Source organism: Fredinandcohnia onubensis, from assembly GCF_002734215.1.
GTDB lineage: Bacteria > Bacillota > Bacilli > Bacillales > Bacillaceae_L > Ferdinandcohnia > Ferdinandcohnia onubensis.
In genome coordinates, this window is the sequence record NZ_NSEB01000018.1 from 88,256 (window position 1) to 114,493 (window position 26,238).

Annotated in this window: 27 protein-coding genes; 4 read left to right on the plus strand and 23 right to left on the minus strand. The window is 37.0% G+C overall.

The window, feature by feature from the left end:
- Positions 1–128: 128 nt before the first annotated feature.
- Positions 129–1,565, minus strand: a complete 1,437-nt coding sequence (locus CKK03_RS19900; protein ID WP_099364253.1) for a serine hydrolase domain-containing protein — start codon at positions 1,563–1,565, stop codon at positions 129–131.
- A gap of 203 nt (positions 1,566–1,768) precedes the next feature.
- Positions 1,769–2,350: a dihydrofolate reductase family protein gene (locus CKK03_RS19905; RefSeq protein ID WP_099364254.1), complete on the minus strand. Its 582-nt coding sequence runs from the start codon at positions 2,348–2,350 to the stop codon at positions 1,769–1,771.
- 236 nt (positions 2,351–2,586) lie between these two features.
- Between CKK03_RS19905 and CKK03_RS19910 the strand changes: the two genes are divergently transcribed.
- Together CKK03_RS19910 and CKK03_RS19915 are read left to right on the plus strand one after the other, a co-directional pair.
- Positions 2,587–3,003, plus strand: a complete 417-nt coding sequence (locus tag CKK03_RS19910) for a hypothetical protein (protein ID WP_099364255.1) — start codon at positions 2,587–2,589, stop codon at positions 3,001–3,003.
- A 73-nt stretch (positions 3,004–3,076) separates the two neighbouring features.
- Positions 3,077–4,081, plus strand: a complete 1,005-nt coding sequence (locus CKK03_RS19915) for a DUF3231 family protein (RefSeq protein ID WP_099364256.1) — start codon at positions 3,077–3,079, stop codon at positions 4,079–4,081.
- 30 nt (positions 4,082–4,111) lie between these two features.
- Here the strand turns inward: CKK03_RS19915 and CKK03_RS19920 are convergent, their stop codons facing one another.
- From CKK03_RS19920 to CKK03_RS19940, 5 genes are all read right to left on the minus strand, one after another.
- Positions 4,112–4,480, minus strand: a complete 369-nt coding sequence (locus tag CKK03_RS19920; RefSeq protein WP_099364257.1) for a hypothetical protein — start codon at positions 4,478–4,480, stop codon at positions 4,112–4,114.
- A gap of 219 nt (positions 4,481–4,699) precedes the next feature.
- The gene (locus tag CKK03_RS19925) at positions 4,700–5,893 is read right to left on the minus strand and encodes a Ger(x)C family spore germination protein (RefSeq protein WP_099364258.1); all 1,194 of its coding nucleotides are present in this window, start codon (positions 5,891–5,893) and stop codon (positions 4,700–4,702) included.
- Positions 5,890–6,993, minus strand: a complete 1,104-nt coding sequence (locus CKK03_RS19930; protein WP_099364259.1) for a GerAB/ArcD/ProY family transporter — start codon at positions 6,991–6,993, stop codon at positions 5,890–5,892. The genes CKK03_RS19925 and CKK03_RS19930 overlap by 4 nt, the downstream gene beginning before the upstream one ends.
- Positions 6,986–8,605: a spore germination protein gene (locus CKK03_RS19935; RefSeq protein WP_099364260.1), complete on the minus strand. Its 1,620-nt coding sequence runs from the start codon at positions 8,603–8,605 to the stop codon at positions 6,986–6,988. Before CKK03_RS19935 ends, CKK03_RS19930 begins: the two co-directional genes overlap by 8 nt.
- A gap of 157 nt (positions 8,606–8,762) precedes the next feature.
- A complete protein-coding gene (locus tag CKK03_RS19940) occupies positions 8,763–9,578 on the minus strand; it encodes an undecaprenyl-diphosphate phosphatase (RefSeq protein WP_099364261.1) in 816 nt (271 codons plus the stop codon).
- Between the two features lie 351 nt (positions 9,579–9,929).
- Between CKK03_RS19940 and CKK03_RS23510 the strand changes: the two genes are divergently transcribed.
- Complete coding sequence (locus tag CKK03_RS23510) at positions 9,930–10,103, plus strand: aspartyl-phosphate phosphatase Spo0E family protein (RefSeq protein ID WP_142354043.1); 174 nt, start codon at positions 9,930–9,932, stop codon at positions 10,101–10,103.
- 324 nt (positions 10,104–10,427) lie between these two features.
- Here the strand turns inward: CKK03_RS23510 and ehuA are convergent, their stop codons facing one another.
- From ehuA to ehuB, 4 genes are all read right to left on the minus strand, one after another.
- Positions 10,428–11,198 carry an ectoine/hydroxyectoine ABC transporter ATP-binding protein EhuA gene (gene ehuA, locus CKK03_RS19950; protein WP_099364262.1) on the minus strand — a complete coding sequence of 257 codons (771 nt, stop codon included), beginning with the start codon at positions 11,196–11,198 and terminating at the stop codon, positions 10,428–10,430.
- Positions 11,191–11,910 (minus strand): ectoine/hydroxyectoine ABC transporter permease subunit EhuD, encoded by a 720-nt coding sequence (gene ehuD / locus CKK03_RS19955; RefSeq protein WP_180271324.1) that lies wholly within the window; start codon positions 11,908–11,910, stop codon positions 11,191–11,193. Before ehuD ends, ehuA begins: the two co-directional genes overlap by 8 nt.
- Complete coding sequence (locus CKK03_RS19960) at positions 11,910–12,572, minus strand: amino acid ABC transporter permease (RefSeq protein WP_099364303.1); 663 nt, start codon at positions 12,570–12,572, stop codon at positions 11,910–11,912. The genes ehuD and CKK03_RS19960 overlap by 1 nt, the downstream gene beginning before the upstream one ends.
- Positions 12,573–12,758: 186 nt before the next feature.
- Complete coding sequence (gene ehuB, locus CKK03_RS19965; RefSeq protein ID WP_099364264.1) at positions 12,759–13,667, minus strand: ectoine/hydroxyectoine ABC transporter substrate-binding protein EhuB; 909 nt, start codon at positions 13,665–13,667, stop codon at positions 12,759–12,761.
- 571 nt (positions 13,668–14,238) lie between these two features.
- Between ehuB and CKK03_RS19970 the strand changes: the two genes are divergently transcribed.
- The gene (locus tag CKK03_RS19970; RefSeq protein ID WP_099364265.1) at positions 14,239–15,306 is read left to right on the plus strand and encodes a metal ABC transporter solute-binding protein, Zn/Mn family; all 1,068 of its coding nucleotides are present in this window, start codon (positions 14,239–14,241) and stop codon (positions 15,304–15,306) included.
- A gap of 42 nt (positions 15,307–15,348) precedes the next feature.
- Here CKK03_RS19970 and CKK03_RS19975 read toward each other — a convergent pair whose 3' ends face one another.
- The 12 genes from CKK03_RS19975 to CKK03_RS20025 form a co-directional block, all read right to left on the minus strand.
- Positions 15,349–15,816, minus strand: a complete 468-nt coding sequence (locus CKK03_RS19975; protein WP_099364266.1) for a CBO0543 family protein — start codon at positions 15,814–15,816, stop codon at positions 15,349–15,351.
- 304 nt (positions 15,817–16,120) lie between these two features.
- Entirely contained in the window at positions 16,121–17,077 is a 957-nt protein-coding gene (locus CKK03_RS19980; protein WP_099364267.1) for a metal-dependent hydrolase, read from the minus strand.
- 19 nt (positions 17,078–17,096) lie between these two features.
- Positions 17,097–17,324 carry a hypothetical protein gene (locus CKK03_RS19985; protein WP_099364268.1) on the minus strand — a complete coding sequence of 76 codons (228 nt, stop codon included), beginning with the start codon at positions 17,322–17,324 and terminating at the stop codon, positions 17,097–17,099.
- 274 nt (positions 17,325–17,598) lie between these two features.
- Entirely contained in the window at positions 17,599–17,913 is a 315-nt protein-coding gene (locus CKK03_RS19990; protein WP_099355035.1) for a type II toxin-antitoxin system PemK/MazF family toxin, read from the minus strand.
- The gene (locus tag CKK03_RS23845) at positions 17,906–18,067 is read right to left on the minus strand and encodes a hypothetical protein (RefSeq protein WP_180271325.1); all 162 of its coding nucleotides are present in this window, start codon (positions 18,065–18,067) and stop codon (positions 17,906–17,908) included. The genes CKK03_RS19990 and CKK03_RS23845 overlap by 8 nt, the downstream gene beginning before the upstream one ends.
- A gap of 149 nt (positions 18,068–18,216) precedes the next feature.
- Positions 18,217–19,572, minus strand: a complete 1,356-nt coding sequence (dsdA, locus tag CKK03_RS19995; RefSeq protein ID WP_099364269.1) for a D-serine ammonia-lyase — start codon at positions 19,570–19,572, stop codon at positions 18,217–18,219.
- A 178-nt stretch (positions 19,573–19,750) separates the two neighbouring features.
- Entirely contained in the window at positions 19,751–20,506 is a 756-nt protein-coding gene (locus tag CKK03_RS20000; RefSeq protein ID WP_099364270.1) for a creatininase family protein, read from the minus strand.
- A gap of 36 nt (positions 20,507–20,542) precedes the next feature.
- Positions 20,543–21,679 carry a M20 peptidase aminoacylase family protein gene (locus CKK03_RS20005; protein WP_099364271.1) on the minus strand — a complete coding sequence of 379 codons (1,137 nt, stop codon included), beginning with the start codon at positions 21,677–21,679 and terminating at the stop codon, positions 20,543–20,545.
- 70 nt (positions 21,680–21,749) lie between these two features.
- The gene (locus CKK03_RS20010; RefSeq protein WP_180271326.1) at positions 21,750–22,571 is read right to left on the minus strand and encodes a GNAT family N-acetyltransferase; all 822 of its coding nucleotides are present in this window, start codon (positions 22,569–22,571) and stop codon (positions 21,750–21,752) included.
- Positions 22,549–24,156, minus strand: a complete 1,608-nt coding sequence (locus CKK03_RS20015) for an N-acyl-D-amino-acid deacylase family protein (protein WP_099364273.1) — start codon at positions 24,154–24,156, stop codon at positions 22,549–22,551. The genes CKK03_RS20010 and CKK03_RS20015 overlap by 23 nt, the downstream gene beginning before the upstream one ends.
- Positions 24,157–24,210: 54 nt before the next feature.
- Positions 24,211–25,338 (minus strand): o-succinylbenzoate synthase, encoded by a 1,128-nt coding sequence (gene menC, locus CKK03_RS20020; protein ID WP_099364274.1) that lies wholly within the window; start codon positions 25,336–25,338, stop codon positions 24,211–24,213.
- A gap of 32 nt (positions 25,339–25,370) precedes the next feature.
- Entirely contained in the window at positions 25,371–26,228 is an 858-nt protein-coding gene (locus CKK03_RS20025; RefSeq protein WP_245864222.1) for a MurR/RpiR family transcriptional regulator, read from the minus strand.
- Between the last annotated feature and the right edge of the window lie 10 nt (positions 26,229–26,238).

The following is a 26,238-nucleotide window of genomic DNA, read 5'->3' on the forward strand; positions in this document are numbered from 1 at the left end:
CGAGCTTGTGATATACCGTTTAGACCATTTGCGGTATACCTTTTATCGTTTCTCGAGCTTGTGATATACCGTTTAGGCCATTTGCGGGATAGCATTTATAGTTTTACAGCTTCTCAATATACCTTTCATCAATCAAGTTCCCTTAATCGGTAGTAAATTCTCAAAATAGTAAGTACCAATCCAATCATAAAAGTGATTGTCAAAAAGATCATCGCAGAAGGAAACAAACCGAACGCATCCAGAATCGTCGAACTGTTATTCTCTAGGGTCGGAACAATAAATAATAACCAGCCAATTCCCACAACAGGTATCAATTGAGGAATCAATCGGAAGTAGAACCTCCACGCTGTATGTTTCTTACGTTTTTCCGTCCATTTTTTACTTCTTCGTATTCCTCTGATTCCTAAGATTAAATAAACGAGTGTCAACACACCCAGTGAATAATCAATGATTTTTGGTGTTGGGGCTTTTAATTCTGGGACATTTCCTTCCGTCAATTGTATGATTCCAGAACTTATCTCATACGAATGTTCGAAAGTAGCAGTAAAGCTATTGAGTAATACGGCAACTGCATAACCACTACTTGGAACGATATCTTGTTGAGATTGAAAAGTAGATATCGATCCACTATGAGAGATACGGGCTGGTTTAATATTTGGAGAGCTAATCGACCAGCCAAGTCCATATTTTTCACTACCAGGCTGTGGTGAATATGATTCTTTTAATAGCTCTTGCGATAATAAAGATTCCCCTTTATCGTTTTTCCCTTCGTTCGTATGCATAGAGAGCCATTTCCCCATATCACTAACTGTCGTAAAGATACTTCCCGAACCACTAAACATACTTTCAAGCTCTCTCCATGGTATTGCAGTGCCGAATAATGTGACAAATCCACGAGGTATTCCATATTCTTCAATGTCACCTGAATTAACGACTGAAATAGAATCATTCATTCCGAGTGGTACAAATACCTTTTGTGTCAAATAATCATGAAACGTCATTTCGCTCATCTGTTCAACTAAGTATGCTAGAGTCCAGTAGTTTGCATTACTATAAAAATATTTTTGGCCAGGATCCGATTGTAACTGCCAATCATAGAAACGTTCTACTCCCTCTTTTAATGTATTCGCTGGGGCCACAATAGTCGGGTTCGTCAGTCCTGAGGTATGACTTAACAATTGTCGTACAGTCACCTGTTTCCACCTATTATCCTTAATTGTAAGTTCCGGGAGATAATCTACAATCGGGTCGTCCAGCCTTATTTTCCCTTCATCGACCAATTGTAAAACAGCAAATGCAGTAAATGGCTTAGTACCAGAAGCAAGGCCAATTTTAGACTTCGCTGTAAGTGGTTCACCTTCAGAATCATGCCCATATCCTTTTTCGTATAGCACTGTTCCATCCTTAACGATTACAATGGCTGCACCGGGCAGTCCATTTTTTTTAATATAATTTGTAACGTATTCATCAACATCTTCCGTATCAAATGATGGTGCACCCTGAGCTAATAAAGGTACGAAAAGAAACATCATGGATACAAGAATCAGACCTATTTTTTTACACATAATCATCCTCCAAACTATTGAATTCGTCATGGTTGGAATGGTCCGAGTTACACTCAGTTATCATTATTACATAATATTCCATAACACCTAAAATAAAAAGATCACCCGTTCGATGATCCTCCATTGTAGCTGTGTGTCTATTTGTCTCTGTTCATACTCTTTTTCCTAAATTTTTCTCGTAATAATTTCTATTTTTCGCTTCCTCATGATTGATAGTTTGAATGTCCATTCCAATGATAAATGATTTGCACAACTCCAGACGAAAACGTTCTTGTTTGAACCATTTTTAAATTTATCCTCTTTTTCAAATCAATAAACAATGGTTTTCCTTCCCCCAAAACAACAGGGTGAATAGATAATCTAAATTCATCAACAAGTCCTAAATGTATAAACGTTGTAATGAGACTTGCGCCGCCATATAGCCAGATGTCTTTACCAGGTTTTTTCTTCAATTTATTTATTTCTTCAACAATCTTTTCATTGATAAATATCGCTTGATGGTCCGTCTTTTTTGTTCGGGAAAACACGTATTTCTCTTTACTATGTACCAATTTCCAAATTTCCTTTTCAGAATCAGACTCTCCCTTATTTGGAGTATATTGCCCCCATAAATCGTAGCTTTTTCTACCATATAAAATAGTATCAATTTGTTTTAAGAAATCAGTGAATTCCATATCAGGGTCCATAATGCACCAATCCACTTCTCCGTTTTTCCCTTCAATAAAACCATCTAACGTCACTGCTAAATCTAAAATGACTCTTCTCTGTTTAATGTAATTTGTCATCGCTCTCAATCCTTTCATTTCAAATATACAATTTTCATGATTAACTACATATCGTAAGGCTTACCATACCTACTGTCACATGCCACAAAAGCTTAGTCTTGAAGTATCCCCTTAAAGCTACCACGGTCAATCCAATTTTAAGGATTACAGTGAATACTAATCTCCTCTTTTAACTGTTCTCGTATATTTAGTTGTTTACCTTCTTTTTGGGGAACAATACACCTGAGGTGGTTCAAATGGTAAAAAAGGTATTCGTATTTCTCTTTATTTTTCAATTACTATCAACAAATGCTATTGCTCAAACGAATCAGCAAATACAAATATTCGATATAGATCAAGACAAAGTTATAAAAAATGTACAACTAAACACGGATGTACAACATGAAGTAGAGAAGTTTCTTAAGGGAATAACCGGTGTATATGCAAAATATAACCCTATTCCCACTAAAGGATTTATGGTAAGAATTCCACTAGAACCTAATATTATGGTAAGAAATAAATGGTTTGATGACCTTGTAGATGAAGTAACCATTATTCTTCCTAGTCAAGAGGACCCATATCTAATGCTGTTTGACGACGAAAACAAACCATTTTTCTTGACCATCGTAGGCAACACAGAAAAACTCTTGGAAGTATTGGACTTTAATCCATAACAGTAGTTCCGCTTTAATCATGTAAATTATAAAAACACCATACTCAGGGAAAGATTAGCAAGAGGTGATTGGGATGGATAAAGAAGCATTAAAACTCACGTCGGCTGAAATAGGAACGCTATGGGGAGAATATGTAAACGGAACTGCAGTTGATACAGTAAATAAATATATGTTTTCCATTATAGAAGATGAGAAAATAAAAGAGCTATTCGAAGATGCCGTTAAGATATTTGCGCAACAAAAAAAGCAGTTAAAAACATTCATAGAAAGTCAGGAATTCCCAATTCCAATCGGATTTAGCGAGTCTGATCTAAACAAGACGACAAAAAGGTTGTTCACTGACATCTTCTGTTTGCACTATCTACATATAATGACCCTTCATGGTATATTAGGACATTCTACAGCCCTTAGTTCTTCCGTAAGAAAGGACCTGAGACACTTTTATCAATCATGTTGTAATGACGGAATGAATATGTACAATAGAACAATTGAATTACTATTGGAAAAGGGACATTTTCAAAGAGATCCCTACTTTTATCCGGCAAAAGGTCCAGAATATGTATCAGGCCAACAATTTTTAGGTGATTTTTTCGGAGAACAACGGCCGTTAGCTGCTACAGAAATTATCGCCTTATCACTTAATATAAAAAAGAAAATATTAGAAAAGTCACTTTCTATAGGATTTAGCCAAGTAACTCAATCACAGGAAGTTAGAAAATTTTTAGAGAAAGCAGAAAAAGCATCAGATCTACAAATTCAAGCACTGAGTAAATTACTTAAAGCGGATAATTTGCCTGTTCCCATGTCCTGGGAAACAGAGGTAACTAACTCTCAAGATTCACCATTTTCCGATAAGTTGATGATGTTTCATATAGGTTTCTTATTACAATCAGCACAATCTTATCACGGTGCAGGACTAGCTTCTGCCATGAGATTTGACCTCGTAGCAACTTATGAGAAAATCATATTAAGAAATCTAATGATTACTAAAGAATGGTTTAATATAATGACGAAAAATAAATGGTTGGAACAACCGCCACTTGCTCCAAATAGAAAAGATATTGCTAAAAATAAGTAAAGATGTCTCTATGCTGGGACATCTTATTTTTTATGGATCATTTGTTAAGATCTTTAAGGATCTTCCAATAATATGTAACAAATAGATCATTAATGAATAAATAACTACCCCGAGCGTGTAATTTATGGATTCTGTTTGCGAATTAATTCCATGCATTTCGTTATATAATTCCGCTTGTTGTTGCGACCACGAAGTTACAAATATGGTAACCACAATTAAAGTTAATGCTAAAATTCCTTTTTTATGAAAGGTTACGTTAACAAAACTGTACTTTAACGCATCAACAAAATTTATTTTTCCATGAGATACTGTTTCCGATTTTCTTTGTGTAGGAGCTAAAAAGTAAAATAATAAACCTCCCCATACAATAGCCATCATAATCAAACTTGTATAATCCATCTTATGTGACACTCCTTCTTACAAGCCCCACTTCTCCTGTAATTTGTCTAGCCGTTTCAACTCAAAAAGGCACAGCTTTAGATAGATATCTTCAACAAAAAAAGCGATAATCCTTCTAGAACTATCGCATTCTTCTTATGTAATATCTCACAATCTCAATTCTGTGAAACAACTGAAATTATTAATCCCATCACAAACACCGATATCCAACGTTGTTTCCTACTCCCAATCCAACCCAGTCCGCCGGATTTTATAATTGAATGTAACCTTTATCTCCATATCTTTGTATATTTCAGACCATTTTTCATCGGTTTTCACTTCCTTGTCCCAATATGTACCGAATTTGGCTCTGATTCTGGCGCCTAGACCTAGAACATCAGACCCATTCTCCTGTAGCTGCTTTATTAATTTACTGCTAACTTCTTCCATCTTTTTATTGGCTGCTTTTTCAATTTGGTTGATTTTTTCGCCATTCACGGTTACGCCAATGGCTTCCTCAAGAATTGCATCTATCTCTACATTAATTTTTGCACTCGGTGCTCCTTTTTTCACATCAACTTTTATTCTTGAGTTTCGTTCTTGAGCTTGAATCATATAAACACTCTTATTATCTAACGAAACAGTAACAGGGTAACCGCCGGAAGCCTTCTCTTTCATATCCATAAACGCACCAATTTCCATTGGAGACGTTAGTCCAACCATTTTTTCACCTCTAAAATAGACGATTCCATCAACCATAATTCGATCCTTGTTAATGACTTTTATCCCTGGGAGAACTGGGTCAATCCCTTTATCTGAAACATCTATCCAAAAGTTTCCGAGATATTCACTTGGTAGCTTTCCAAAGCGGACCGCATTATCAAGTGTATCGCCCAAATAAAGTGCAGGTACTGTTTCAAGTGGTGGTGCCGTTCTTAACACTTTTGCTGCATTCTTTTTATTTATTACCATCCAGGCTGTTCTTCGGACCTCATAATCACGTTTTAAAAATTCACTTATATCCGATATCCCTTTCTTAGCGATTTCATCAGATACGACAATAATCTGTAAATGACCTAAATATAATTTTTCAGCGAGCTGTTGCTGAAGATTGGACATGGCATCTTTTATCGTATGCCCATATGTTTCTAATAACCACGCAGTTTTTTCAGAGCCTTCCCCACCACCGCCTTCAGGGCCAAGCTTGATTTTTCCAGGTAATGCGATTTGAGCAGTAACCTTATATAAAATATCCTTTTGTCCTCCTGGAAAGTCTCCTTCGCGATGTGTTACTTCAGTTTCATCATCCCCCTCAGCAAGATCAATCGCAAGTGCCAGTATATTTGCTCGATCCTCTAGCTCATACCTGTCCCAGCACCCAGATAAAAAAAGAGTTAATACAAGAAGCGGCATAACAACTCGTATCATTTTCATGCTGAAATCCCTCCTTTTTTACGAATCTTTGCAATTCCTAAAAGAATCACAGGAAATACAATCGTAAAAGGAAGGCCAGAAAATGTAACGAGCATTAATAATTCATACATATGATAAATATTTCTTGGAAACATGGCTATACAAAAGACAATCGGAAAACCTGCTAATGCAATCACTCGGTAATTGTAGTATCGAAAAAGTTCCCCTATACCTCGAACAATTAGAAAATAATAGGATAAAAGTGTTGTAAAAACACCGTATATCCAAGAAATCACCAAAATTGCATCCACCCTAGCTAAAACTTCGCCTGGAACGGTTATCATTCTACCTAGGATTAATGTTGGCCATATCGTTTGAAGAATTTCCTCATCTCCAAATACACCAACAGTCATGAATACAATAAAGATGACAATAATGCTCGCGATCAGAAGCCCCCAGATTCCACCCTTCACACATTTTTCCGGTTGCTTCATATAAGGGATGACCATTGTGATAATGAAAAAACTTAACATCGACTGCGTGACCACAATACTCCCTTTTAAAAATTCACTCCATGTTGGGTCATTTCCCAGAATTGGAGTAATGTGATACACCTCAACATTTCCAAAGGCTGGAAGTAAGACAAGTGCAAATGGAAAAATGATCAAAGGCATATAGAAAAAATGAATATAGGCAAAGGTTGAAACATTTTGAAACCCCGTTGTTGCACATAAAAATATCATCATAAAGATGGCTATCTGAATGGGTGTAGTCGGTAGAAGTACACCTGCGACAACTTCTGCGAATTGTCGGGTTTCAAGGCCCATGTTCATCGTGAATAATAGAATGATCGCTACACTAAAAAAGCGACCAATAAATTTACCTAAGATGATTTCGTTGTATGTAATGAAGGTATGCTTCGGAAATCTTTTTCCCAAATACACAACTGCTAAAAGACCAATGAAAGTAATTCCAACTCCAATTATGCTCGCAAATGGGGCGCCAATTCCTGCCCCCTTGACAACAAATCTCGGAAAGGCGAGCATTGCAACACCAAGGATAGAGCTTATGACTATAAATGCAACTTGTACCGCTGTAATTTTTTCGCGCTGCTTATCCATTGGTATCACCATCCTTTTGACCATTCAATGACGACTTCGGAATCCTTTCACTTTTAAGGTCCATCCGTTTTATATCCTGTGGCTTTAACTCTGCTGGGCGATTCTTTAACCATCTGAGCGGAGCACGAAAGAATGAATCTTTAATGCCTGTAAAGTTTCCAGGGGCAACAGGAGTCATATATGGAAGGCCAAAGGAACGCAATGATAGCATATGATTGATAACGAAAATAACCCCAAACGCTAATCCAAGTAATCCAAAGTTTCCAGCGAGAAGGATTAAGGGGAAACGCAACATTCGAAAAGCTGTTGCTGCATTATACGAAGGTGTTGCGAACGAACCAATCGTTGATAATGCAATAATAACAACTGTAATTGGACTAACAAACCCAGCCAAAACAGCTGCTTGTCCAATAACAAGGACCCCAACAATTGAGAGTGCCCCACCCACCTGCTGAGGCATTCGGACAGTTGCTTCACGTAATATTTCCATCGCCACCTCCATCAGTAGCACCTCAATAAACACGGGAAAGGGAACCCCAGCACGACCGCTTGAAGCAGCGACAACAAATTTCGCTGGAATCATTTCTGGATGATATGAAAGAACCGTTACATAAAAGGAGGAAAACGTTAATGAAAAGATGAGAGACATAAATCGAATCAAGCGGACTGCACTCGTAATCATAAATCTCTCATTATAATCCTCACTCGTTTGATAAAATTGATTAAAAACTGCAGGTACAATTAATACAAACGGCGAACCATCTACTAGGAGTACGACTCTACCTTCTAGTAAATTTCCTACCGCTTTATCTGGCCGTTCCGTATTTTGAACCTGTGGAAACGGAGACCTGGGATTATCTTCAATAAACTGCTCAATATATCCAGCATCCAGTATACGGTCAATATCAATTCGATCTAAACGCTTTTTCACCTCATTCAATAACTCTTTATTAACAATTCCCTCTATATAACTAATCCCGACTCTTGTTTTTGTACGACTTCCAACTTCCATTTGCTCGATTCTGAACTCAGGTACAGGTAATCGATAACGTAATAGGGATACATTCGTCATGATTTGTTCAATAAACCCATCACGAGGACCTCGAACCACTCTCTCAGTCTCAGGTTGTGTAAGACCCCGCTTTTCAGACTTGAAGGCATCAAGAAGAAGAGCACGCTCGGAACCATCTATAAGAACAACACATTTCCCTCTTAATAAACCAGACAATAAAGATGATAATATTGACTCAGATGTTCCTGAACAATGATAGAGCACATCTTCAAGGAGGGTGGATATAAGACCATTTGTGTTGAGTTTGGATTGAAGGTAGGTCTCACCAAGTCTTTTCTCTTGGAGAGGCTTGATAATATCTCGATCAATTTTTTCTTGATCAACTAAGCTACTCATATACAGGACGACAGATAAGGTTTCACCAAATAAATGAAACCTTCTAGTTGAAAAGTCGATATCCTTTTCGAAAATTTGTTTAACCTCTTCTACTGTATGATCTACGTGACCACTAATACTCTCTTGCTTTGACTCCAAAACTTGACTCTCAGGTAAGGAGACTTCTTGTGGGTGTTTTTCTTTCTTTTTAAAAAATGATGGCATCTTTCTCCCTCCTTTAATACGGTATTTTGTATCAAAGATACTTAAAAATGTATAATTTTGGATAAATAGTACTTTTTTAGTACTTTTGAATTAGAGCAACAAAAAAAGCGATAACCTTTCATGGATTATCGCACCGTTCGTTTAAATATTATGAGTGTTAGAAGAAAATGAGAAGTAATGCTCCCACTAAGAAACAATAATATGTAAAATAAGATAGCTTCCCACTTTTCATAATTCCCATAAACCACTTCAAGGCAATATAGGTCATGAAAAGTGTTGCTATAAATGCAGCTAAATACGGTATCGCTAAGTCTGCTTTATTGGGTTCGCTTAGAAAATCAGAAAGACCTAGAATAACTCCTCCGAGGCTCACGGGAATATACAACATAAATGAAAATCGAAGAGCCGTATCTGGTTTCATTCCAACAGCAACGGCTGAAATAATGGTAGCGCCTGAACGACTGATACCTGGTGTTAATGCCACAGCCTGCCCCAGTCCAACAATGAAAGCATCCTTGATTGTAAGATCACTTTCTCCTCTATTACCCTTCATATTGCGAATTAACCACAAGGCAATTCCTGTGACGAAAAGCATCAACGCAATCGTCGTCATGCTAACATTTTCTGCAATAAAGTCACTTAATAATATCCCGAGAACACCTGCTGGAATAGTACCTATAACGATAAAGAAAACAAACCGAAAGTCACTCTTATAACGAAGTTCTTTCGTCTTCAAATAATGAAATGAATTTACTGCAAGTCTTGTGATATCTTTTCGATAAATAAAAAGTATCGCAAAGAGTGAAGCTGTATTTGTTAAGATAGCAAAAGTAAATCCTTGTTCACCTAACCCCAAGATTTCACTCGCAATCATGACGTGCCCACTAGATGACACCGGAATTGGTTCTGTAAAACCTTGTACGAGCCCAACAATAATCATTTTGATTATTAATATGAAATCCAGTTCCCCCATTGTTACCTCCTTATAAAACGATTAATAGGTCGACGCAATTGGACCTATTCTTAAATATAGTATACTTAAACGAGAAAAACCATCGACTAATCTTACATTTTGGCGGACTAATCTAACATTTTTGTCACGTTAGTTATTGGATTGAAATGTACCCCCTCCACTATTCTATCAACCAATTAAAAATATCTCATTATGTAAAGTGGAAGTTATATTTTTCACATTTTTGTCACATACTTTTTTATCTTCTTTTGACTTATTTTGTCGAAGGTCTTTTCTTTATGTAAAAAAATTTGCATAATAGTGTTTGTATTTGTTTTTTTGAAGCGTTAAATGAATAAAGAGGTGTAAAAATTGTTACAGGAAAATACACAGTTTAATCGGGAATCTATTATTATATCAATCGTTCGGAAAAGGGATGAAATGATTCGTCTTGCTAGCTCGAATGGCCTGTTAAATAGAGAAACAATCAAATGTAGTCAAGAACTCGATAAACTATTAAATGCTTTTAATAATTATAAAAATTAATATCCACGAAGGTGTCCTACTTCTGCTAACAAATGTTATTCAATTGTGACACCACTTCTTCACCACAGATAATATCTTCTAAAATGATTGCTTCCAACCATCTTGTAAATGATATTGTAGCTTTTTCTTAATCCTTTATAAATAACTAAACAATTAGATTTCATATAGAACTCTCTATTTTCACTTTACTTTTCTTTGTTACTCCAACAAGAAAAAGAGTTGCCGATCCTGTTTGATCATCAACTCTACTTTTTTCTAGCATTTAGTTGTTGGGCGTGGGTCAAGGGAACTGTCCCCATGACCCAATCATGACACGTTCGATTTTTAAGACCGGAAACGACTTAGGAATTGTTGAAGGCGTTCGCTTTCGGTGTTTTCTAGTACTTCTTCGGGTGTTCCTTGTTCGGCGATTACGCCGTTTTCTAAAAAAATAATTCGGTCGGCGACGTCTCGTGCAAAATCCATTTCATGTGTGACCAGGACCATTGCCATTTCGCCTTCTTTGGCGATTTCACGGATCACTTCTAGTACTTCACCTACTAGCTCTGGGTCAAGGGCTGAGGTTACTTCATCAAAAAGCATCACTTTCGGACGCATGACGAGCGCGCGTGCCATCGCTACCCGTTGTTTTTGACCACCTGAAAGCTGATTTGGATAGTTTTCTAATTTATCACCTAAACCAACTTTTTCTAACATTTCGATTGAATTCTTCTTAGCTTCTTCCTTTGATTGGCCCTTCACATTAATGGGACCTGTCATACAATTTTCTAAGATAGTCATATGCGGAAACAAATTAAAGTGCTGAAATACCATCCCGATATCCCCTCTAATCTGCCTTAAGTGCTTTTCATTAGCTCTGACTAATTCACCTTTTTTCTCCATTTGCCAGAGGTTTTGGCCATTCACCTCGATGACCCCTGAAGTTGGTTCCTCCAATGTCATTAATAACCGAATAATCGTCGTTTTACCAGACCCACTCGGTCCGATTAGTGCGATCTTTTCAGCTGGTGCGATATCTAAGTTAATTCCTTTTAAGACATCTACCTCATCGAAAGATTTTGTCACATTTTTATATGTTACAATCGGCTCAGCCATCGATTGCCACTCCCTTTTTTAAATTCTTAGCTCCTGTTGGATCTTTCTTATCAAATCGTCGGTTCATCTTGTTTTCTAATTTTTTGATTAAGATTGCTGATGGATAACTTAATAGCAGGAAGAAAATAGCCACTAATGTATATGGTTCTAAATAAGCCCAATTTCTCGCACCGAATTTATCCGCCATAAGCAACATACCAGCAACCCCAACGGTCGATGTCAAAGGGACCTCCTTGAACATGATGATTAAATAATTCCCTAGCATCGGGATCGTTGGAGGAATCGCCTGTGGAAGGATGACTTTTGTCCATCTATCTTTCACAGACATATTTAAAGCGATTGAGGCTTCCCATTGCCCTTTATCCACAGATTGAATACCAGAACGATAGATTTCAGATATATATGTACTATAGTGAACACCAAGACCTAGCACCGCAACCGTGAATGGACTTAAGCTCACGCCAACATATGGAACCATTGGTAACCCAAAAAACAAAAAAAACAATTGCACAAGTGGCGGTGTCGAGCGAATAAACTCAAGCACAAATGACACAATCCACTGAAAGGGTTTAAGTGGGATTCGTTTTAGAAAAACCCAAACAAATCCAAACACCATCGCAAAAAGATAACAAGCAATTGTTACCCCAACGGTCACCCACAGCCCTTTAAAAATCATCGGAAGTGATCCAAAAAACATATTCCAATCCCACATTATTCACTTGCCACTCCCTTCGATGATTGTTTTTCCGCCCACTTAGTTAAACCAATTAAAGGTAAGGCGATAATAAAGTAGAATACAAGAATTAGTAAGTAGACGGTAGGCGTAGAAGAAAGATTGGTATTTGTATAAAGTTGGCCTTTATACACAATATCAGCCAAGCCTACTAGTGATATTAGAGAAGTTGCCTTTAACATTTGTATCAAATAATTACCGAATTCCGGAAGCATCATCCGTACCGCTTGTGGCAAAATCACAATTCTCATCCGCTGAAAGCGTGACATATTGAGAGCAACCGCGGCCTCTGTTTGTCCGTGTGAAACGGAGAGAATCGAACCACGAACGGTCTCCGACATATAGGCACCATAGTTCATTGAAATGGCTATCACACAAGCCCAAAATTCAGAACCTAATTCAATCCCAAACAAAATTGGCAGTGCATAGAAAAACCAAAATAATTGAATGATTAAAGAAGTTCCTCGGAAGATTTCAACGAAAAAACCCGAAAATTTTCGGATAAATATATTCCTCGATAAACGGCCAAACCCCGCTAAAAACGCAACTAGAAAGGAGAAAAATGCAGATGTAACTAAAATTGTAATCGTAATATTTAGACCTTGAAGTAAAATTGAGAAGATCTCACCTATTTGACTAATTGGACTCACCTCTTTTTTGATTAAACCGGTGGAATTGCGTTTTTATTTTGCATAATTGCGCTTTAACCGCAGAGTTGCATATCATTTCTCACAATCCCCTTTAACTATCCGAATCTCGTCTTGAACACAAAATTCCGCTAAAAAACAGATCTCCCATTTGGGAGATCTGTCTATCTTTTCCCCGTGTTATTTTAAACTTTCGATCACTTGCTCCGTTGTTAAATCGTTTGGAACAAGGTTCCCTTCTCCAAAACCAGATGGGGTAATGAGATCAAGAATCTCTCCGTTTTCTTTAAGTTTCTTTAGCTCTGCATTGTAAGCTTCCCTGAGTTCGTCGCTACCTTGAGCAAAAGCTGCTGCACCAAAACTTGGTACACCTTTTATATCAGGTTGTTCAAAATCCTCAACAAATTCTAACGCAGATTGGTCAGAAGATTGCAGGGCCATTTTCACTGTCATTTCGGTCCCTGTTGTCGCTTGTGCTCGACCTGATTGGACGGCAGAGAATGTAGCTGGAATGTCAGCAACCTCAAGAATCTGATCTTCACTAACACCCATTTCAGTTAAAAACTCTATTTCAGTTGTCCCAGACATGACAGCTACAATCACATCAGGATTATTAGCAATATCCGTGTAACTATGTAGATTTAATGGATTTCCTTTTTCAACAATTAAACCTTCACCATATTGAATTTCTGGTTCTCCAAATTGCACTTGTTCAGCACGTTCTGGTAAAATTGCCATTCCTGCTGTGATTACATCAAACTTACCAGCTTTTACTCCTGGAATGAGTTGATTCCACTCTGCTATTTGACCTTCTACATTTTCAATTCCCATATTGTGAAAGACCTTTGTAGCAATCTCAACGGCTGCTCCTTTTAATTCACCCGTTTTTGCATCCTGATAGGCATATGGTGGTTCATTTGAAAAACCAATTCTAACGGTTCCTTTTTCTTTTAGCTCTTCTAGTAAACTTGTAGAATCACTACTAGACTTTCCTCCGTCAGTTGACCCACCTGCTTCCTGACCTGATCCACAAGCTGTCATGATTCCCATCACGAGTACTAAAAATAATATTAATAGTCGTTTTTTCATGTACCTAAATACCCCCTGAGTTTTTTATTCTAGAAAAGATTGTATTTGGTAATACTTTTTTCCAAAAAGATTTTTGAAACGAAAGTACCACGAACAATGATGTCATATAAAATTGTATATCTTTTTCGAATAATTGCTCAAATGCCATATTTTTGGATAATTCGGGATATATTGGGATTATACATGTTATGGCCCGTTGACTAGGTGATTATGTAAACATGCTCCTTTAAAATCATAAAAGGTACTAAATACTCCAAAATTGGAAACCTCTGGGATAGGTCACGTGTACCAGCCTCTACCAAATTGGAGAAAAGGTAATGACTCTCCTATTCTTGAAGAAAATAAATAATAAATCATTTCCACTCCAAAATTTTACTTGAAAGTTTATATGTTCTATCGTAATATTGTTTAAGTAAAACGAAATCATTACGATTTGTTTGAATTAAAGCGACTAAAAAAATGCACCAAGTGCTTGAACATTAAATTTTTTTGGTCTCATAATCGTAATGTTTACGATATAACTTTACATATACCGAGTAAATCGAAATGATTATGATTGAGAGGGAAATTGATGAAAATTAGGCACGTTATTGCATTTTTCGTTTTATTAGCAACCACATTTTTGTTTGGATGTGTTTCAGAAAACAAAACGAGTACAACCGAAGTTAAGAACACCCCTACACCATCTGAACGACTTAAAATCTATACTACAGTTTTTCCATTACAGGATTTCACAGAAAAAATTGGTGGTGAACATGTAGAAGTTTTAAGTGTGTTCCCTACAGGCGCTGACGCTCACACATTCGAACCTACTACCAAAACAATGGTAGGGATTGCGGAAGCAGATGCTCTTATTTATGTTGGTGCAGGAGTAGAAGGATTCATTGATGCAGCCATTAAAACATTGGAAAATGAAAAGGTTCAACTGGTGAAGGCTACAGGAGATATGGAACTTTTGAAAGCACAAGAAGAACACGAAGTACATGATGATGAAACCGAACACGACCACCATCAATCTGATTCGAATAACGAGGAAAGCCACAGCCATGATGAACATGATGAACACGAGGGGCAAGTTGATAGTGGATCAGGTACGGAAGACCACCATCATCATGGGGACGTTGATCCACATGTTTGGTTAGATCCTCTTTTAGCTGTAGAGTTGGCTGAAAATATTCTTCATACTCTTGAGGAATTAAAACCAGAGACTAAAAAAGACTTTGAGAAAAACTTCGATGAACTAGTTAAAAACTTGCATGCATTAGACCAAGAATTCATGGATGTTGTGAACGAGTCTTCTAGGAAAGAAATACTAGTATCCCATGCAGCTTACGGATATTGGGAATCTAGGTATGGTATTAAACAAATAAGTGTTTCTGGATTATCACCAACAAATGAGCCTACCCAAAAGGATTTAACACACATTATAAACCTAGCAAAAGAACATAACATCAAGTTTGTATTGTTTGAGCAAAATCTTACTTCAAAAGTATCTGAAATGGTAAAAAAAGAAATCAACGCAGAAGCTCTAACTCTTCATAACCTGGAATCAGCTACAGAAGAGGATATTAAAAACAGTGCTGATTATTTTAGCATTATGAGACAAAATCTTGAAACATTGAAAAAAGCTTTACATTAATCAAAAATAGCATAAGTCCTTTGGGACTTATGCTATTTAAACCTAATTGTCTGGCCCTTTTCCGATAAACCATTTCCATATCCCCAACGATATATATAAAGTAATAAACATTGAAATCCAACTCCAGTACCATCTCCAATTTATATATTCAATGTTATCTGTGTATCTTTCAAGCATCACTTCGATACCTGTTAATAAAGATACTAATACACTTGTAAATAAAAATCCTACTAACTTTGATTTTCGTGGATAATATAAATTATACATAGCACTAACGATTGGGAACGCAAAGTATTCAAATGTAAAACTAGTTCGAGCCGCATCATCAAAAAGTCGAACTGGATAACTGATCAAATTAAACTCGGATACAAGAAACCCTAATGGCCATGTGATAAACTGCATAATAAGGAAGCCCATAATTGCTAAGCGAAATTTTGAAACTGGCACTAAAAAATAAAATAATAAGATTCCTATTATCCATGAAGATAAAAGAATAGTTATTTCTAACATGTATACCTCACCCTTTTCCAGAGCAAGATCATTAAAGGTGCGCGTATACTAGGTGTTTTCACTCAAATAATCTTAATCTTCTTTATATTCCAAGATTTATATTAGCTATACTTTTAGTACTTGTCTATAGAAATTAGACAAAATTACTATATAAAATATAACTTTTTTACTATATTCATATAAAAAGGAAATATGTGGGTCCTTACTCCTAATTTATGTAAAAAAGAATAGCATTACCGCTGTTCCAGTAATGCCCTTTAAGTATTTGACTACCTCTACCACTAACATATATAGAGGGACTATATCATGCTTTTTCTATAACTGTAATAAATCCTCGTTTTACTTCACTTTTAACAAAATTAAGCTTTCTATCTAATTTGATAATAACCACATAAGGTTCATCCAATCTAGACTGATAGCGAAGATCATACCAATGTACCTCATACCCATCCATTTTTTCGATAATGTTGGCATGTACGTACTCGGAATGTTTTCTTAAAAAATGAACAAAGGTATCTTTATGTGTTGCAGAGATAATTTTGTTTTTTTCATCTGCCTTCACTATATCTTTTGACCAAGTAATACGTTTATTTTCATATTTTCCAAGCTTATAGTGATCATTAAAACTGGCAATAATCCCCCAGTGATTGATGCGAAACATTGGGATTAGCGTATAGGAAACGCCGGAACTACTATGGGATAGCAGTAGTTTTTTCAACTTTTGTTGTATGACGTAACGGAGCAAAATATAGACCAACACAAGAATATAAACATTTAAAAAAATAATTCCAGGTGGTAATCCAATGATCCATAAAACCGTACCAAGTATATGAAGGAGCATAATAAAAGGATCAAAGATAGGCAGAATATTTAACGCAATCCATTTGTTATTCCACGGTCTTAAGGCTTGTGTTCCATAAATATTGCAGATATCGGATAACACATGTAGAAGGACGGCTAAAAAGGACCAAAACAAGAAGGTGGAAAAGTAGAATCCCCCATTAGCAATCGTAGCAACACCTGCAATACAAAGGACCAGAAAACCTTGGGCTGGGATCGAATGACTAAAGCCCCGATGCTTTTGAACATAGATGTCATTCCCTTTAAATTTATGAATGACATCTATGTCAGGAGCATTTGAGCCTACAATCGTACAAAAAACAATAGATGAGAGTATTTCTGGATGATGAGCAACGGTTGGATCAAGAAAGGATAAACCCGCTAATCCCACTCCAGTCATAATATGTGTCGCAGTATCCAAAACAGTCTCCTCCCTTTTTTCATTGTTGCTGATAGTGAAAATATTTATAGTACTGCCTGCCTCCTGTTGTGTAGCATTTTACATATAATTTTTTCTTATATTCATGAATGTGGCTTTTTGTCTCTTGATAGACGTCTCTTATGACAGCATTGGGGTGGCTTTCGAGTTGAATTTGTTCATTGATTGCTTCAGCAACCTGTATATATTCATTACTAAAATTCGTATTTAGGATTACTAATTTAGGCATTTCCTTAGCCTCCTTGTCGTTTTAGGGTATTTTTATTTCACAATAAAAGCCCCTTAATATTCACTTATCTACCTCATTGTAATAAGTGGATATTAAGGGACTGTTAAAATGGTTTGAAAGAAATATTTCATTTTTTTAAGGTTTAATCGTGCGAGTATTAAAAGTTCATTAATGTCCAGTTTCTCTTTTGGAAAAAGAACCAGCCCACGAGTGCGGTAAAGCTTTTGCATACTCGGGGCTGGTCCTTTTAACATCATCTATACAGTATAAAAATTTAAAAGTATTTTCGTATCGCCGTCAATACTCTGTCTAAATCATGTTCATGTAATTTTCCAATTTTAAATAGTAATTCTTTAAAATGTACTGTGTTTAGTTTAGAACATCTGACAATGGAAGGTTTAGCCAAGCCCGCTTCTTCCCAGTATTCAATCACAACATCAAACTCATTTCTTGCCATTTGGCTTGTAATTGTAGCAATTAACTGGTCTAATTCTACAATTACATTATCATTACTTACAATCACTACCGGTCTTCTTTTTCCATTTAATTCAATTATCCAAACCTCTCCACGTTTGCCTGCCTTACTCATCTTCTTTACCCCAAAAAATTTCCTCTTTCTCTTTTATAATTTGATCTTTTGGGGGTCTGCTGTCAAAAAAATTATCAAATAACATATTAAGTAATTTTATCCGTTCACCATTATCCATTTCTTGAATTGCTTTCATTATTTCATCAGCAGTCATTCATAACCACCTCATTATATAATAGATTTATTAAAATTTATTATACAATAGAATTAATTTCAAATAAAACACTCGTTGGGCCGAACTCTCTGTACGCCATTTATTAAAGAAGATGAAAAAATTCTCGTATCTATATAGATATGTGTGTTCTATTTTAGTATCTTTCCCCCTTTTTCTACATAGGAATCCATGATTTCTTTAGGAACCATGTTGCCTCCTGTTCCCCATGATATATGAACGGCATTCTTCATTTTTTCTGTTAAGTTATTTTGATTGATATAAAGTCTGCCTTGTGGTTCAGCAAATAATCGAGCTGGGCCAGCAATTCCTGCAAGTGCAGACGGTTCTAAGTAGATATTTTCTGTTTGAGCCAACATACTGAGATAAGCAAATAACTGGTCGTCTTCCACTGTATAGACCCCACTAATTAGCTGCTCCAATGTTTTGCCAACAAAGCCCGATGGCCTACCAACAGCTAAACCATCCGCTGCCGTTTTGTTATCAATCCCAAAATCTTGTACTGAAATCTTATCATGCTGCTCGGTTAATAAGCCAAGTAACATACAAGGGGAATGCGTCTGTTCGGCAAAGAAACAGTGGACATGATTTTTGAAGAGTAGCTTTAGACCAAATGCCACACCTCCTGGCCCGCCACCAACTCCACAAGGAAGGTACACAAACAATGGATGTTTTTCATCGATGGTGATATTCATCTCTTCAAGTTGTTTTTGCAATCTTGATGCTGCGACGGCATACCCTAAGAATAAGTCTGTCGAATTTTCATCATCAATAAAATAGCTATTAGGATCTTCCTGAGATTGTTTTCTACCCTGTTCAACTGCAACACTATAGTCTAATTCATGTTCGACTACTGTTACTCCCTTACTCCGGAGCAGGTCTTTTTTCCATTGCTTTGCATCGACTGACATATGAACCGTTACGTTAAATCCTAGCTTTGCACTCATAATTCCAATACTTAACCCTAAATTTCCGGTAGAACCCACAACGATTGAATATTTGGAGAAAAAATGTCTGAATGCATCACTGTCGAGTTTGCTATAATCATCTTCCGTTGATAATAGCTTATTTTGAATGGCTAAATCTTCAGCATGCTTTAAAACTTCATAAATACCGCCTCTTGCTTTAATCGACCCAGAAATCGGCAAATGACTATCACATTTTAGGAGCAATTTCCCCTCTATCTTTTCAATAAATAAACTCTCAAGGGAGCGCTGCATCTCAGGGATTTCTTTTAAAGGCGATTCGATTATTCCACTCATTTCCCTTGTTTCTGGAAAAGCACTTGCAAGATAAGGTGAAAACCTCATTAGCCTTTCTTTCGCATCACGGACATCCTCGATTCCTAAAGAAACATGTTGAATCGCTCTTTCAAAATCTATGTACTTCGGATTGTTCCAAAAAACCTCCTCAGTTAACATGAGTTCTTCTAGTAATGGATAGTTCTGTATCCATTCATCCTTTGCTTTGCCTAAAATCGTATCCATCCCAGCACCCCTTTGATAATGGTATCTATATATGTATAGAGTAACAGAATACTTATACTTTACTTATCTATTTTTAGTAAATCATATATAAATAGGCCTGCCCCTGAGGTGTAATCTTACTCCATGGGAATCAGGCCTAACTCAAAATAGAAGGCATCATATTGAAATGCGGTTTCTACTACTTACCAAACTCAATAAGACATCTAGCCACTTCATCTGTAATAATTTCGATTAGTTCTTTACCTCGCTCCGCAAATGCAGAATTAGGATCATCGGTAAAACCATCGATGTCCTTCCAAATAGAAGGTTTTTCGATCCTCACATTAGAAGAGAGTAAATCGATTTCCAAAGGGTTACGCCTTGGATTTGCGTTTACTAGGTTCGCTAATTTAACCATTTCGGGATAAATAACTAACATTAGCGATGTTTCAAATTGTCCAGCATGACCTGGTGCAGGTGATAATTGATGTTTCTCACAATAGTTTTTAATAGTATCCGAGGCGATTGACCAGTAAGATGATGCCCCCACCGTTACATTATAATCCATTGCAGCATTTCGGGCGGCTAGTTGAATAATTTCATCATTACCACCATGACTGTTAATGATAAATATCTTCTTAAAACCACTTTTCACTACGCTTTCAAGAAGTTCTTTTAATAGAAGTAACAACGTATTAGAACTTAAAGAGAGAGTACCAGGGTATATAAGATGATGATGGGAAAAACCAAAAGGAATCGTTGGTCCAAGTACAACTGGTATTTGAATTGCTGTTTTTTCTCCACTTTTTCTTGCAATCTCATTTACTATCGCTTCGTCCGTCATGACTGGAAGATGAGGTCCATGCTGTTCAACCGCTCCAATAGGCAGAATGACAATCGCTTCTTCCGCTATTTCTTTAAAATCATCTCTCGTCATTTCATTCCATTTATACAAGTTTACACCCCCATATAGACAATTTTCTTTCGTACGTTACTTAAAGAGTTTCACCGCCGCTCCCGCTAATACGGCAATACCGTTTTCTAAAGCGTTTAGATTAAATGTCATATTCGGATGATGTAATCCTGGTTCTAAGTCTGTCCCCAGTCCAACCAACGTAGCTTGCAGCTCATTTTTCTCTTTTGTGTAAAAATGAAAGTCCTCTCCACCAGGAGTAATAGGAGGAGAAACAAAAGCAGATTCCCCTAGTTGTTCGACAACTGCCTCTTTTACAACCTGCTCCATATAGGAATTAGGATTAGCCGCGACCATGCTCGCAGCAATTTGAACGTCTACCTCTGAACCGTTTGCAGACCCAGCCGATGTTACAGCTTTTATAACTATTGGTACCAATTCTTTCATTGCTTCATTTGTCTGTGCTCTTACATCGATTCCAAAAGTAGCTTCGTCAGGAATAATATTTACATTATCCCCTCCCGCGTTAATTTGTGTAACCTTAACAGAACTTGCTATCGTTGGGTCTACTTTAACAGCGTTTACTGCATTCACAATCGCTGCAATAGAGTCCACTACATTTATGCCCATATTCGGCCTTGAACCATGAGCTTGAACCCCTTTAACAATACCTCTTAATAGAGTTGTCGCTCCATGATAAATCGCAGCTGAAACCTGTCCATAGGACATTTCAATCTTTGGACGGACATGGATGCCTAGCAAATAGGTGACATCGTCTACTGCACCATCCTCTACTAAGGCAACTGCTCCTTTACCAGACTCTTCTGCAGGTTGAAAAATGACCTTTAGTTTCCCTTTGGGAGAAAAACCTATTTCCTTTAAGCATCGCAAAGCATTTAACACCATGGTCATATGGGCATCGTGACCACATGAGTGATTAGCTTTCCATTCACCGTTCACATTCTGCCATAATGCATCCATGTCGGCTCGTAAAGCAACAGTTGGTCCTTCATCTTCATCATTACCCCATTCCACTACAATGGCTGTGTGTTTGGGAAACGTTTGATAAGAAAATCCCATTTGTTCAAGTTGATTTATTAAATATTCTTTAGTCTTAAATTCCTTCCAACTTATTTCTGCAAGCTGATGTAAATCGTTGTATGTTTTTACGATTAGTTCCTTGTTTTCAACTATCCAATCCTTGATTGTAGACATAAATGAAATCCTTCTCCTACTCTCACTAGCTATGAATTTGATTAAAAGTCTTTCTAATACTTCTAAAATATCATTTTTCAAGGACATAATAGTGTACTGGGTCCTCACTTCGTAAAACTCCGACTACCTTATATCCATTTAAAAAAGCAATTGTAAATAAATTTCGAGTTTTTACTCTCCACTTTTTTACAATCTCAAAGTTCTCATTCTTAATTGTTTGTATTTCTTTTGGAATTGCTACTAAGAATCCTTTGTGGTAACTAAGAGGCTGCACATTTTCTGGGATTGGATGATTATCCTTTAACCTCCATTGTAGTAGTGAAGAATAGTTCTCCCAACCGTCATCAAAAATAGAATCTCCATTTGCTGCAACCTCTGCACGTTCAGAAGCTAGTTCCCACTCAATAAGGAAACGGTCTGATGGTAATCCTCTATTCAATTTATCTTCAAGATTTCCATAATAGTCAGGAATATAGGTACTTACATATCCACCAAGCTTACAAAGATTTAAATAACCATTACGAATTTCAAGGGGATCAAAGGTCCAGGTCATTTTCTTATAGCCATTCTCAATCGCCCATTGACGTTGAACAAGCTTTAATTCTTTCCCAATTCCATGATTCCGATGTTTTCGATCAATCGCCATCATATGCGAGCAAAGATGTGTTTGTTTCGTATTGTTGTCATAGCCTGCAAAACCATAACAGAAGCCAACTATATTCTGGTTATCGATACTTTTGGCTACCACTACAACTCCCCCATTGTGAATGGCAGCAACCATCTGTGGCAAAGAGGTGACTGTATCGTCACCCCAAACCATTTTTTGCAGATGAATGGTTTCTTGTAATTCCCTAATATCTTCCGTTACTTCACACTTGAACTTTGCTCTCATTGGTTTGCTCCCGACGAATAACTTGACCAGCAGTTGTTCCAATATATTGACCATTACTTACAGTTAGTTTTCCATTTACGATAACGTGCAAAATGCCTTCTGGTTCCTCTAGAGGGCTTGAATACGTTGCTTTATCAATGACCGTTTTGGGATCAAATACAACGACATCAGCTGCATATCCTTCTCGTAATAAGCCTCGATCTCTCAATCTTAATAATTGAGCTGGAGCTCCTGTCATTTTACGAATCGCTTGCTCTAATGAAAGTGCTCCCTTTTCACGTACGAATTTTCCAAGAACTCTTGGATATGTACCATATAATCTTGGATGTGGCTTTCCTCCAAAGATACCGTCTGATCCTACAATTTGTAGGGGATGCTGCATACCGAAAATAACATCCTCTTCGTCACCCCAGTGAATAACCATGGTAACCCCTGCATTTTCTTCTATTAAAATGTCCATCGCAGCATCGGTAGGGTGAACTCCTCGAATTTCCGCAATCTCAACCATATTCTTTCCTTCTAAATGACGGTTATTATCGGTCGTTACAGAGGTTATTGTTATGTTTTCCCAACCACACGTTAATGACCAATTCTCAAAATCATCTCTAGTAGCTAGATCCTTTTTGACTTTTTCTCGAACACTAGGGTCTATTAATCTTTCAAGCATTTCAGCTGTACCCCCAGAGTGCATCCATGGAGGAAGTACCGCATGGAATACGGTCGAACCAGCTGTATACGGATATTGGTCAAACGTAATTTCAATTCCCTCTTTACGTCCCTCATCCATTTTCTCTAAGGCTTTGACAAATTTATCACGATTAATTTTCCCCGCAACCTTAAAATGGGATACATGTAGACGAACTCCAGACTGCCTTGCTACATCAATCACTTCGTCCAGAGCTTCTAAGGATTGATTGCTCTCGTTACGAATATGAACGACAAAGCAACCATCATATTTGGCAGCACCTTTGCAAAGTTCTATAAGTTCCTCTTTATTGGAGAATACGTTAGGAGGGTATACTAAGCCAGAAGAAAGACCCACAGCCCCTTGGCGCATCCCCTCTTCGACTAGTAATCTCATTTTCTCCATTTCTTCTTTTGTAGATTCTCTTCCGTCAAATCCCATTACAAGCGTTCTTACTGCACCATGCGGAACTAAATATGTAGCATTACCTGCAATGGTTGAGTTATCTAAAAACTCAAGGTATTCTTCAATTGTATTCCATGGCCAATCACCAATATCCCCGTTTAGTCCCTTTAATTGCTTCTGCCATAAAGGTTTGGTCTCCTCTGATACTGGTGCTACCGAAATTCCATCTTGACCAAACAGTTCCGTTGTCACACCTTGTAAAACTTTAATTTTATGAATCTCTGGTTTTGTACAAAGCAAATCAGAATGTACATGTGTATCAATAAAACCAGGGGAAACCGCTAGTCCTTTAGCGTCAATTTCAGTTTCTGCCTTTTCTTGACTCAAATCACCAATTCTAGTAATCTTTCCTTCTACAATTCCAAGATCCATTTTTGTCCAAGGGTTTTCAGTTCCATCAAAAATTTGACCGTTACGGATTATAATATCAAACATGTAAATTCCTCCTTAGATTTTTTAGATATACAATTTTCATGAGCATATGAATGATTATTTATGTGTGAGCTTTGAATAATAGCTTTTGCTTTCAATAACAAATCTTTCTAACATTTCCTCATTAATGTTGTAACCAATACCAGGCGTGGATGGTACAACTAGCTTTCCAGGAGCAGACAATTTTACTTCCGGTTCTACGATATCTACCTCCCAATATCGGTCTGATGCAGATGTGTCACCAGGAATTGTGAAGTTAGAAAGAGAGGTTAAAGCAATATTGTGAGCACGGCCAATACCTGCTTCTAACATTCCACCACACCATACAGGTATCCCCTTATCTGCGCATAAGTCATGCACTTTCTTTGCTTCAGTTAATCCTCCGACTCTACCTGTCTTAATATTAATTATTTTACAGCTTCCTAGTTCAATTGCTTTTCTTGCATCTTCAACTGAGTGAATGCTTTCATCAAGACATATTGGAGTACTAATTTCCCTTTGTAACAAAGAATGATCAATGATATCATCATGAGCTAGTGGCTGCTCAATCATCATCAAATTAAACTCGTCTAAGGCTTTAAAAATTTCAATATCATCTAATGTATAAGCAGAGTTTGCATCTGCCATTAATGGAACATCGTCCCCAAATATTTCCCGAATAGATTTGATGACCTCAACATCAAATCCGGGTTTAATTTTAATTTTAATTTTCTTATATCCATCTGATATAAATCTTTCAACCTTGCTTAATACTTCTTTAATAGAGGGCTCAATTCCAATACTGACACCTACATCAATTTCTTGCTTATTGCCACCTAAGGCTTCGGCAAGTGTGATGCCCTTTTGCTTTGCAAAAAGATCCCAAACTGCTCCCTCAATTGCTGCTTTTGCCATGTTGTTACGACGAATAGTATGAAATAAAGTAGATACATCCTCTGGCGTATTGATCTCATTGTCTAACAATTGTGGAATCAAGAATTCCTCAAGCATATATAACACCGTACCAGTCGTTTCCTCGTTATAAACTGGAAATGGCAGTGAAACACTTTCTCCATAACCAGTAAACCCATCACCATGAACACTAACAACCACAAAGTCTTTAAAAGTAAGACGTCCAAAGCTTGTTTCGAACGGAGCTTTTAGAGGCATATTTAGCCTTTTTAAATCAACTTTTTCAATTTTCATAGAATCTCCCCCAATACATTTTAATAGTAATGTCATACATCTTGAGAGAAGTCTTGACGAGCATTTTCATACTTTAAAAAATGTTCCTGAACTTCCTTTTCACCAGAAGATGCCACGCCCGTAACTAATACGTTTAACAATGAAAATATAGTTGGCATCCCAGATAATCCAATTGGTTTAGGAGCTTTCACCGTAAACAACAAATCAGCATATTCACTTATAGGTGCTAATTCATGGTCTGTTATTACAAGAATTGTTGCTCCTCTTTTCTTTGCAGCACGAACAAAAGAAATAGTTTCTTGAACATAACGAGGAAAAGTGATAGCGACTACTATACTTTCCTCATTTAATTCCGATAGAAGATAATTTGAATCATCCATATTACCTCTATAGAGATACGTCTCTCCTCTTACAATATTTAAGCTAAAGGACAGCCAACTGGCCGGCGCATGGGAGCTTCTTAAACCAATAACAAATCTTTTTTTGGCTTTTACTAGAGTATTCACCGCATTCTGATATTTGTCTTTATTTATACTCCCCAGAGTTTCCTCAATATGTTTTATATCTTGTTCCATAACAATGGCTAAGAGATTTCCCTCTCTGCTTAAAGCATCTGTATCCTCTCGATATTTTACAATTGGATCCTTAACTTCATCCTCTAGAAGAGATTTTTGAACCTCTTTTTGAAGCTGACTATACCCTTTATAACCGACCTTATAGCAAAATCGTATTACAGTAGTTTCGCTAGTATTTGTAAGTTCGCCCACTTCTTTGGCAGTAGACAAAGCGACATGACGTGGGTTATTAATGATATACTCTGCTACAAGTTTCTGGCCATTTGATAATGTCTTATAATGTGTACGTATTAAAGTATTTATGGCTTCCATCATCATTCATTCT

Coding starts and splice junctions, on each gene's coding strand:
- CKK03_RS19900 (WP_099364253.1), bottom strand. CDS start 1,565: ATGTGTAAAAAAATAGGTCTGATTCTTGTATCCATGATGTTTCTTTTC.
- CKK03_RS19905 (WP_099364254.1), bottom strand. CDS start 2,350: ATGACAAATTACATTAAACAGAGAAGAGTCATTTTAGATTTAGCAGTG.
- CKK03_RS19910 (WP_099364255.1), top strand. CDS start 2,587: ATGGTAAAAAAGGTATTCGTATTTCTCTTTATTTTTCAATTACTATCA.
- CKK03_RS19915 (WP_099364256.1), top strand. CDS start 3,077: ATGGATAAAGAAGCATTAAAACTCACGTCGGCTGAAATAGGAACGCTA.
- CKK03_RS19920 (WP_099364257.1), bottom strand. CDS start 4,480: ATGGATTATACAAGTTTGATTATGATGGCTATTGTATGGGGAGGTTTA.
- CKK03_RS19925 (WP_099364258.1), bottom strand. CDS start 5,893: ATGAAAATGATACGAGTTGTTATGCCGCTTCTTGTATTAACTCTTTTT.
- CKK03_RS19930 (WP_099364259.1), bottom strand. CDS start 6,993: ATGGATAAGCAGCGCGAAAAAATTACAGCGGTACAAGTTGCATTTATA.
- CKK03_RS19935 (WP_099364260.1), bottom strand. CDS start 8,605: ATGCCATCATTTTTTAAAAAGAAAGAAAAACACCCACAAGAAGTCTCC.
- CKK03_RS19940 (WP_099364261.1), bottom strand. CDS start 9,578: ATGGGGGAACTGGATTTCATATTAATAATCAAAATGATTATTGTTGGG.
- ehuA (WP_099364262.1), bottom strand. CDS start 11,198: ATGGCTGAGCCGATTGTAACATATAAAAATGTGACAAAATCTTTCGAT.
- ehuD (WP_180271324.1), bottom strand. CDS start 11,910: ATGTGGGATTGGAATATGTTTTTTGGATCACTTCCGATGATTTTTAAA.
- ehuB (WP_099364264.1), bottom strand. CDS start 13,667: ATGAAAAAACGACTATTAATATTATTTTTAGTACTCGTGATGGGAATC.
- CKK03_RS19970 (WP_099364265.1), top strand. CDS start 14,239: ATGAAAATTAGGCACGTTATTGCATTTTTCGTTTTATTAGCAACCACA.
- CKK03_RS19975 (WP_099364266.1), bottom strand. CDS start 15,816: ATGTTAGAAATAACTATTCTTTTATCTTCATGGATAATAGGAATCTTA.
- CKK03_RS19985 (WP_099364268.1), bottom strand. CDS start 17,324: ATGCCTAAATTAGTAATCCTAAATACGAATTTTAGTAATGAATATATA.
- CKK03_RS19990 (WP_099355035.1), bottom strand. CDS start 17,913: ATGAGTAAGGCAGGCAAACGTGGAGAGGTTTGGATAATTGAATTAAAT.
- CKK03_RS23845 (WP_180271325.1), bottom strand. CDS start 18,067: ATGACTGCTGATGAAATAATGAAAGCAATTCAAGAAATGGATAATGGT.
- dsdA (WP_099364269.1), bottom strand. CDS start 19,572: ATGGATACGATTTTAGGCAAAGCAAAGGATGAATGGATACAGAACTAT.
- CKK03_RS20005 (WP_099364271.1), bottom strand. CDS start 21,679: ATGTCTACAATCAAGGATTGGATAGTTGAAAACAAGGAACTAATCGTA.
- CKK03_RS20010 (WP_180271326.1), bottom strand. CDS start 22,571: ATGAGAGCAAAGTTCAAGTGTGAAGTAACGGAAGATATTAGGGAATTA.
- CKK03_RS20015 (WP_099364273.1), bottom strand. CDS start 24,156: ATGTTTGATATTATAATCCGTAACGGTCAAATTTTTGATGGAACTGAA.
- menC (WP_099364274.1), bottom strand. CDS start 25,338: ATGAAAATTGAAAAAGTTGATTTAAAAAGGCTAAATATGCCTCTAAAA.
- CKK03_RS20025 (WP_245864222.1), bottom strand. CDS start 26,228: ATGATGGAAGCCATAAATACTTTAATACGTACACATTATAAGACATTA.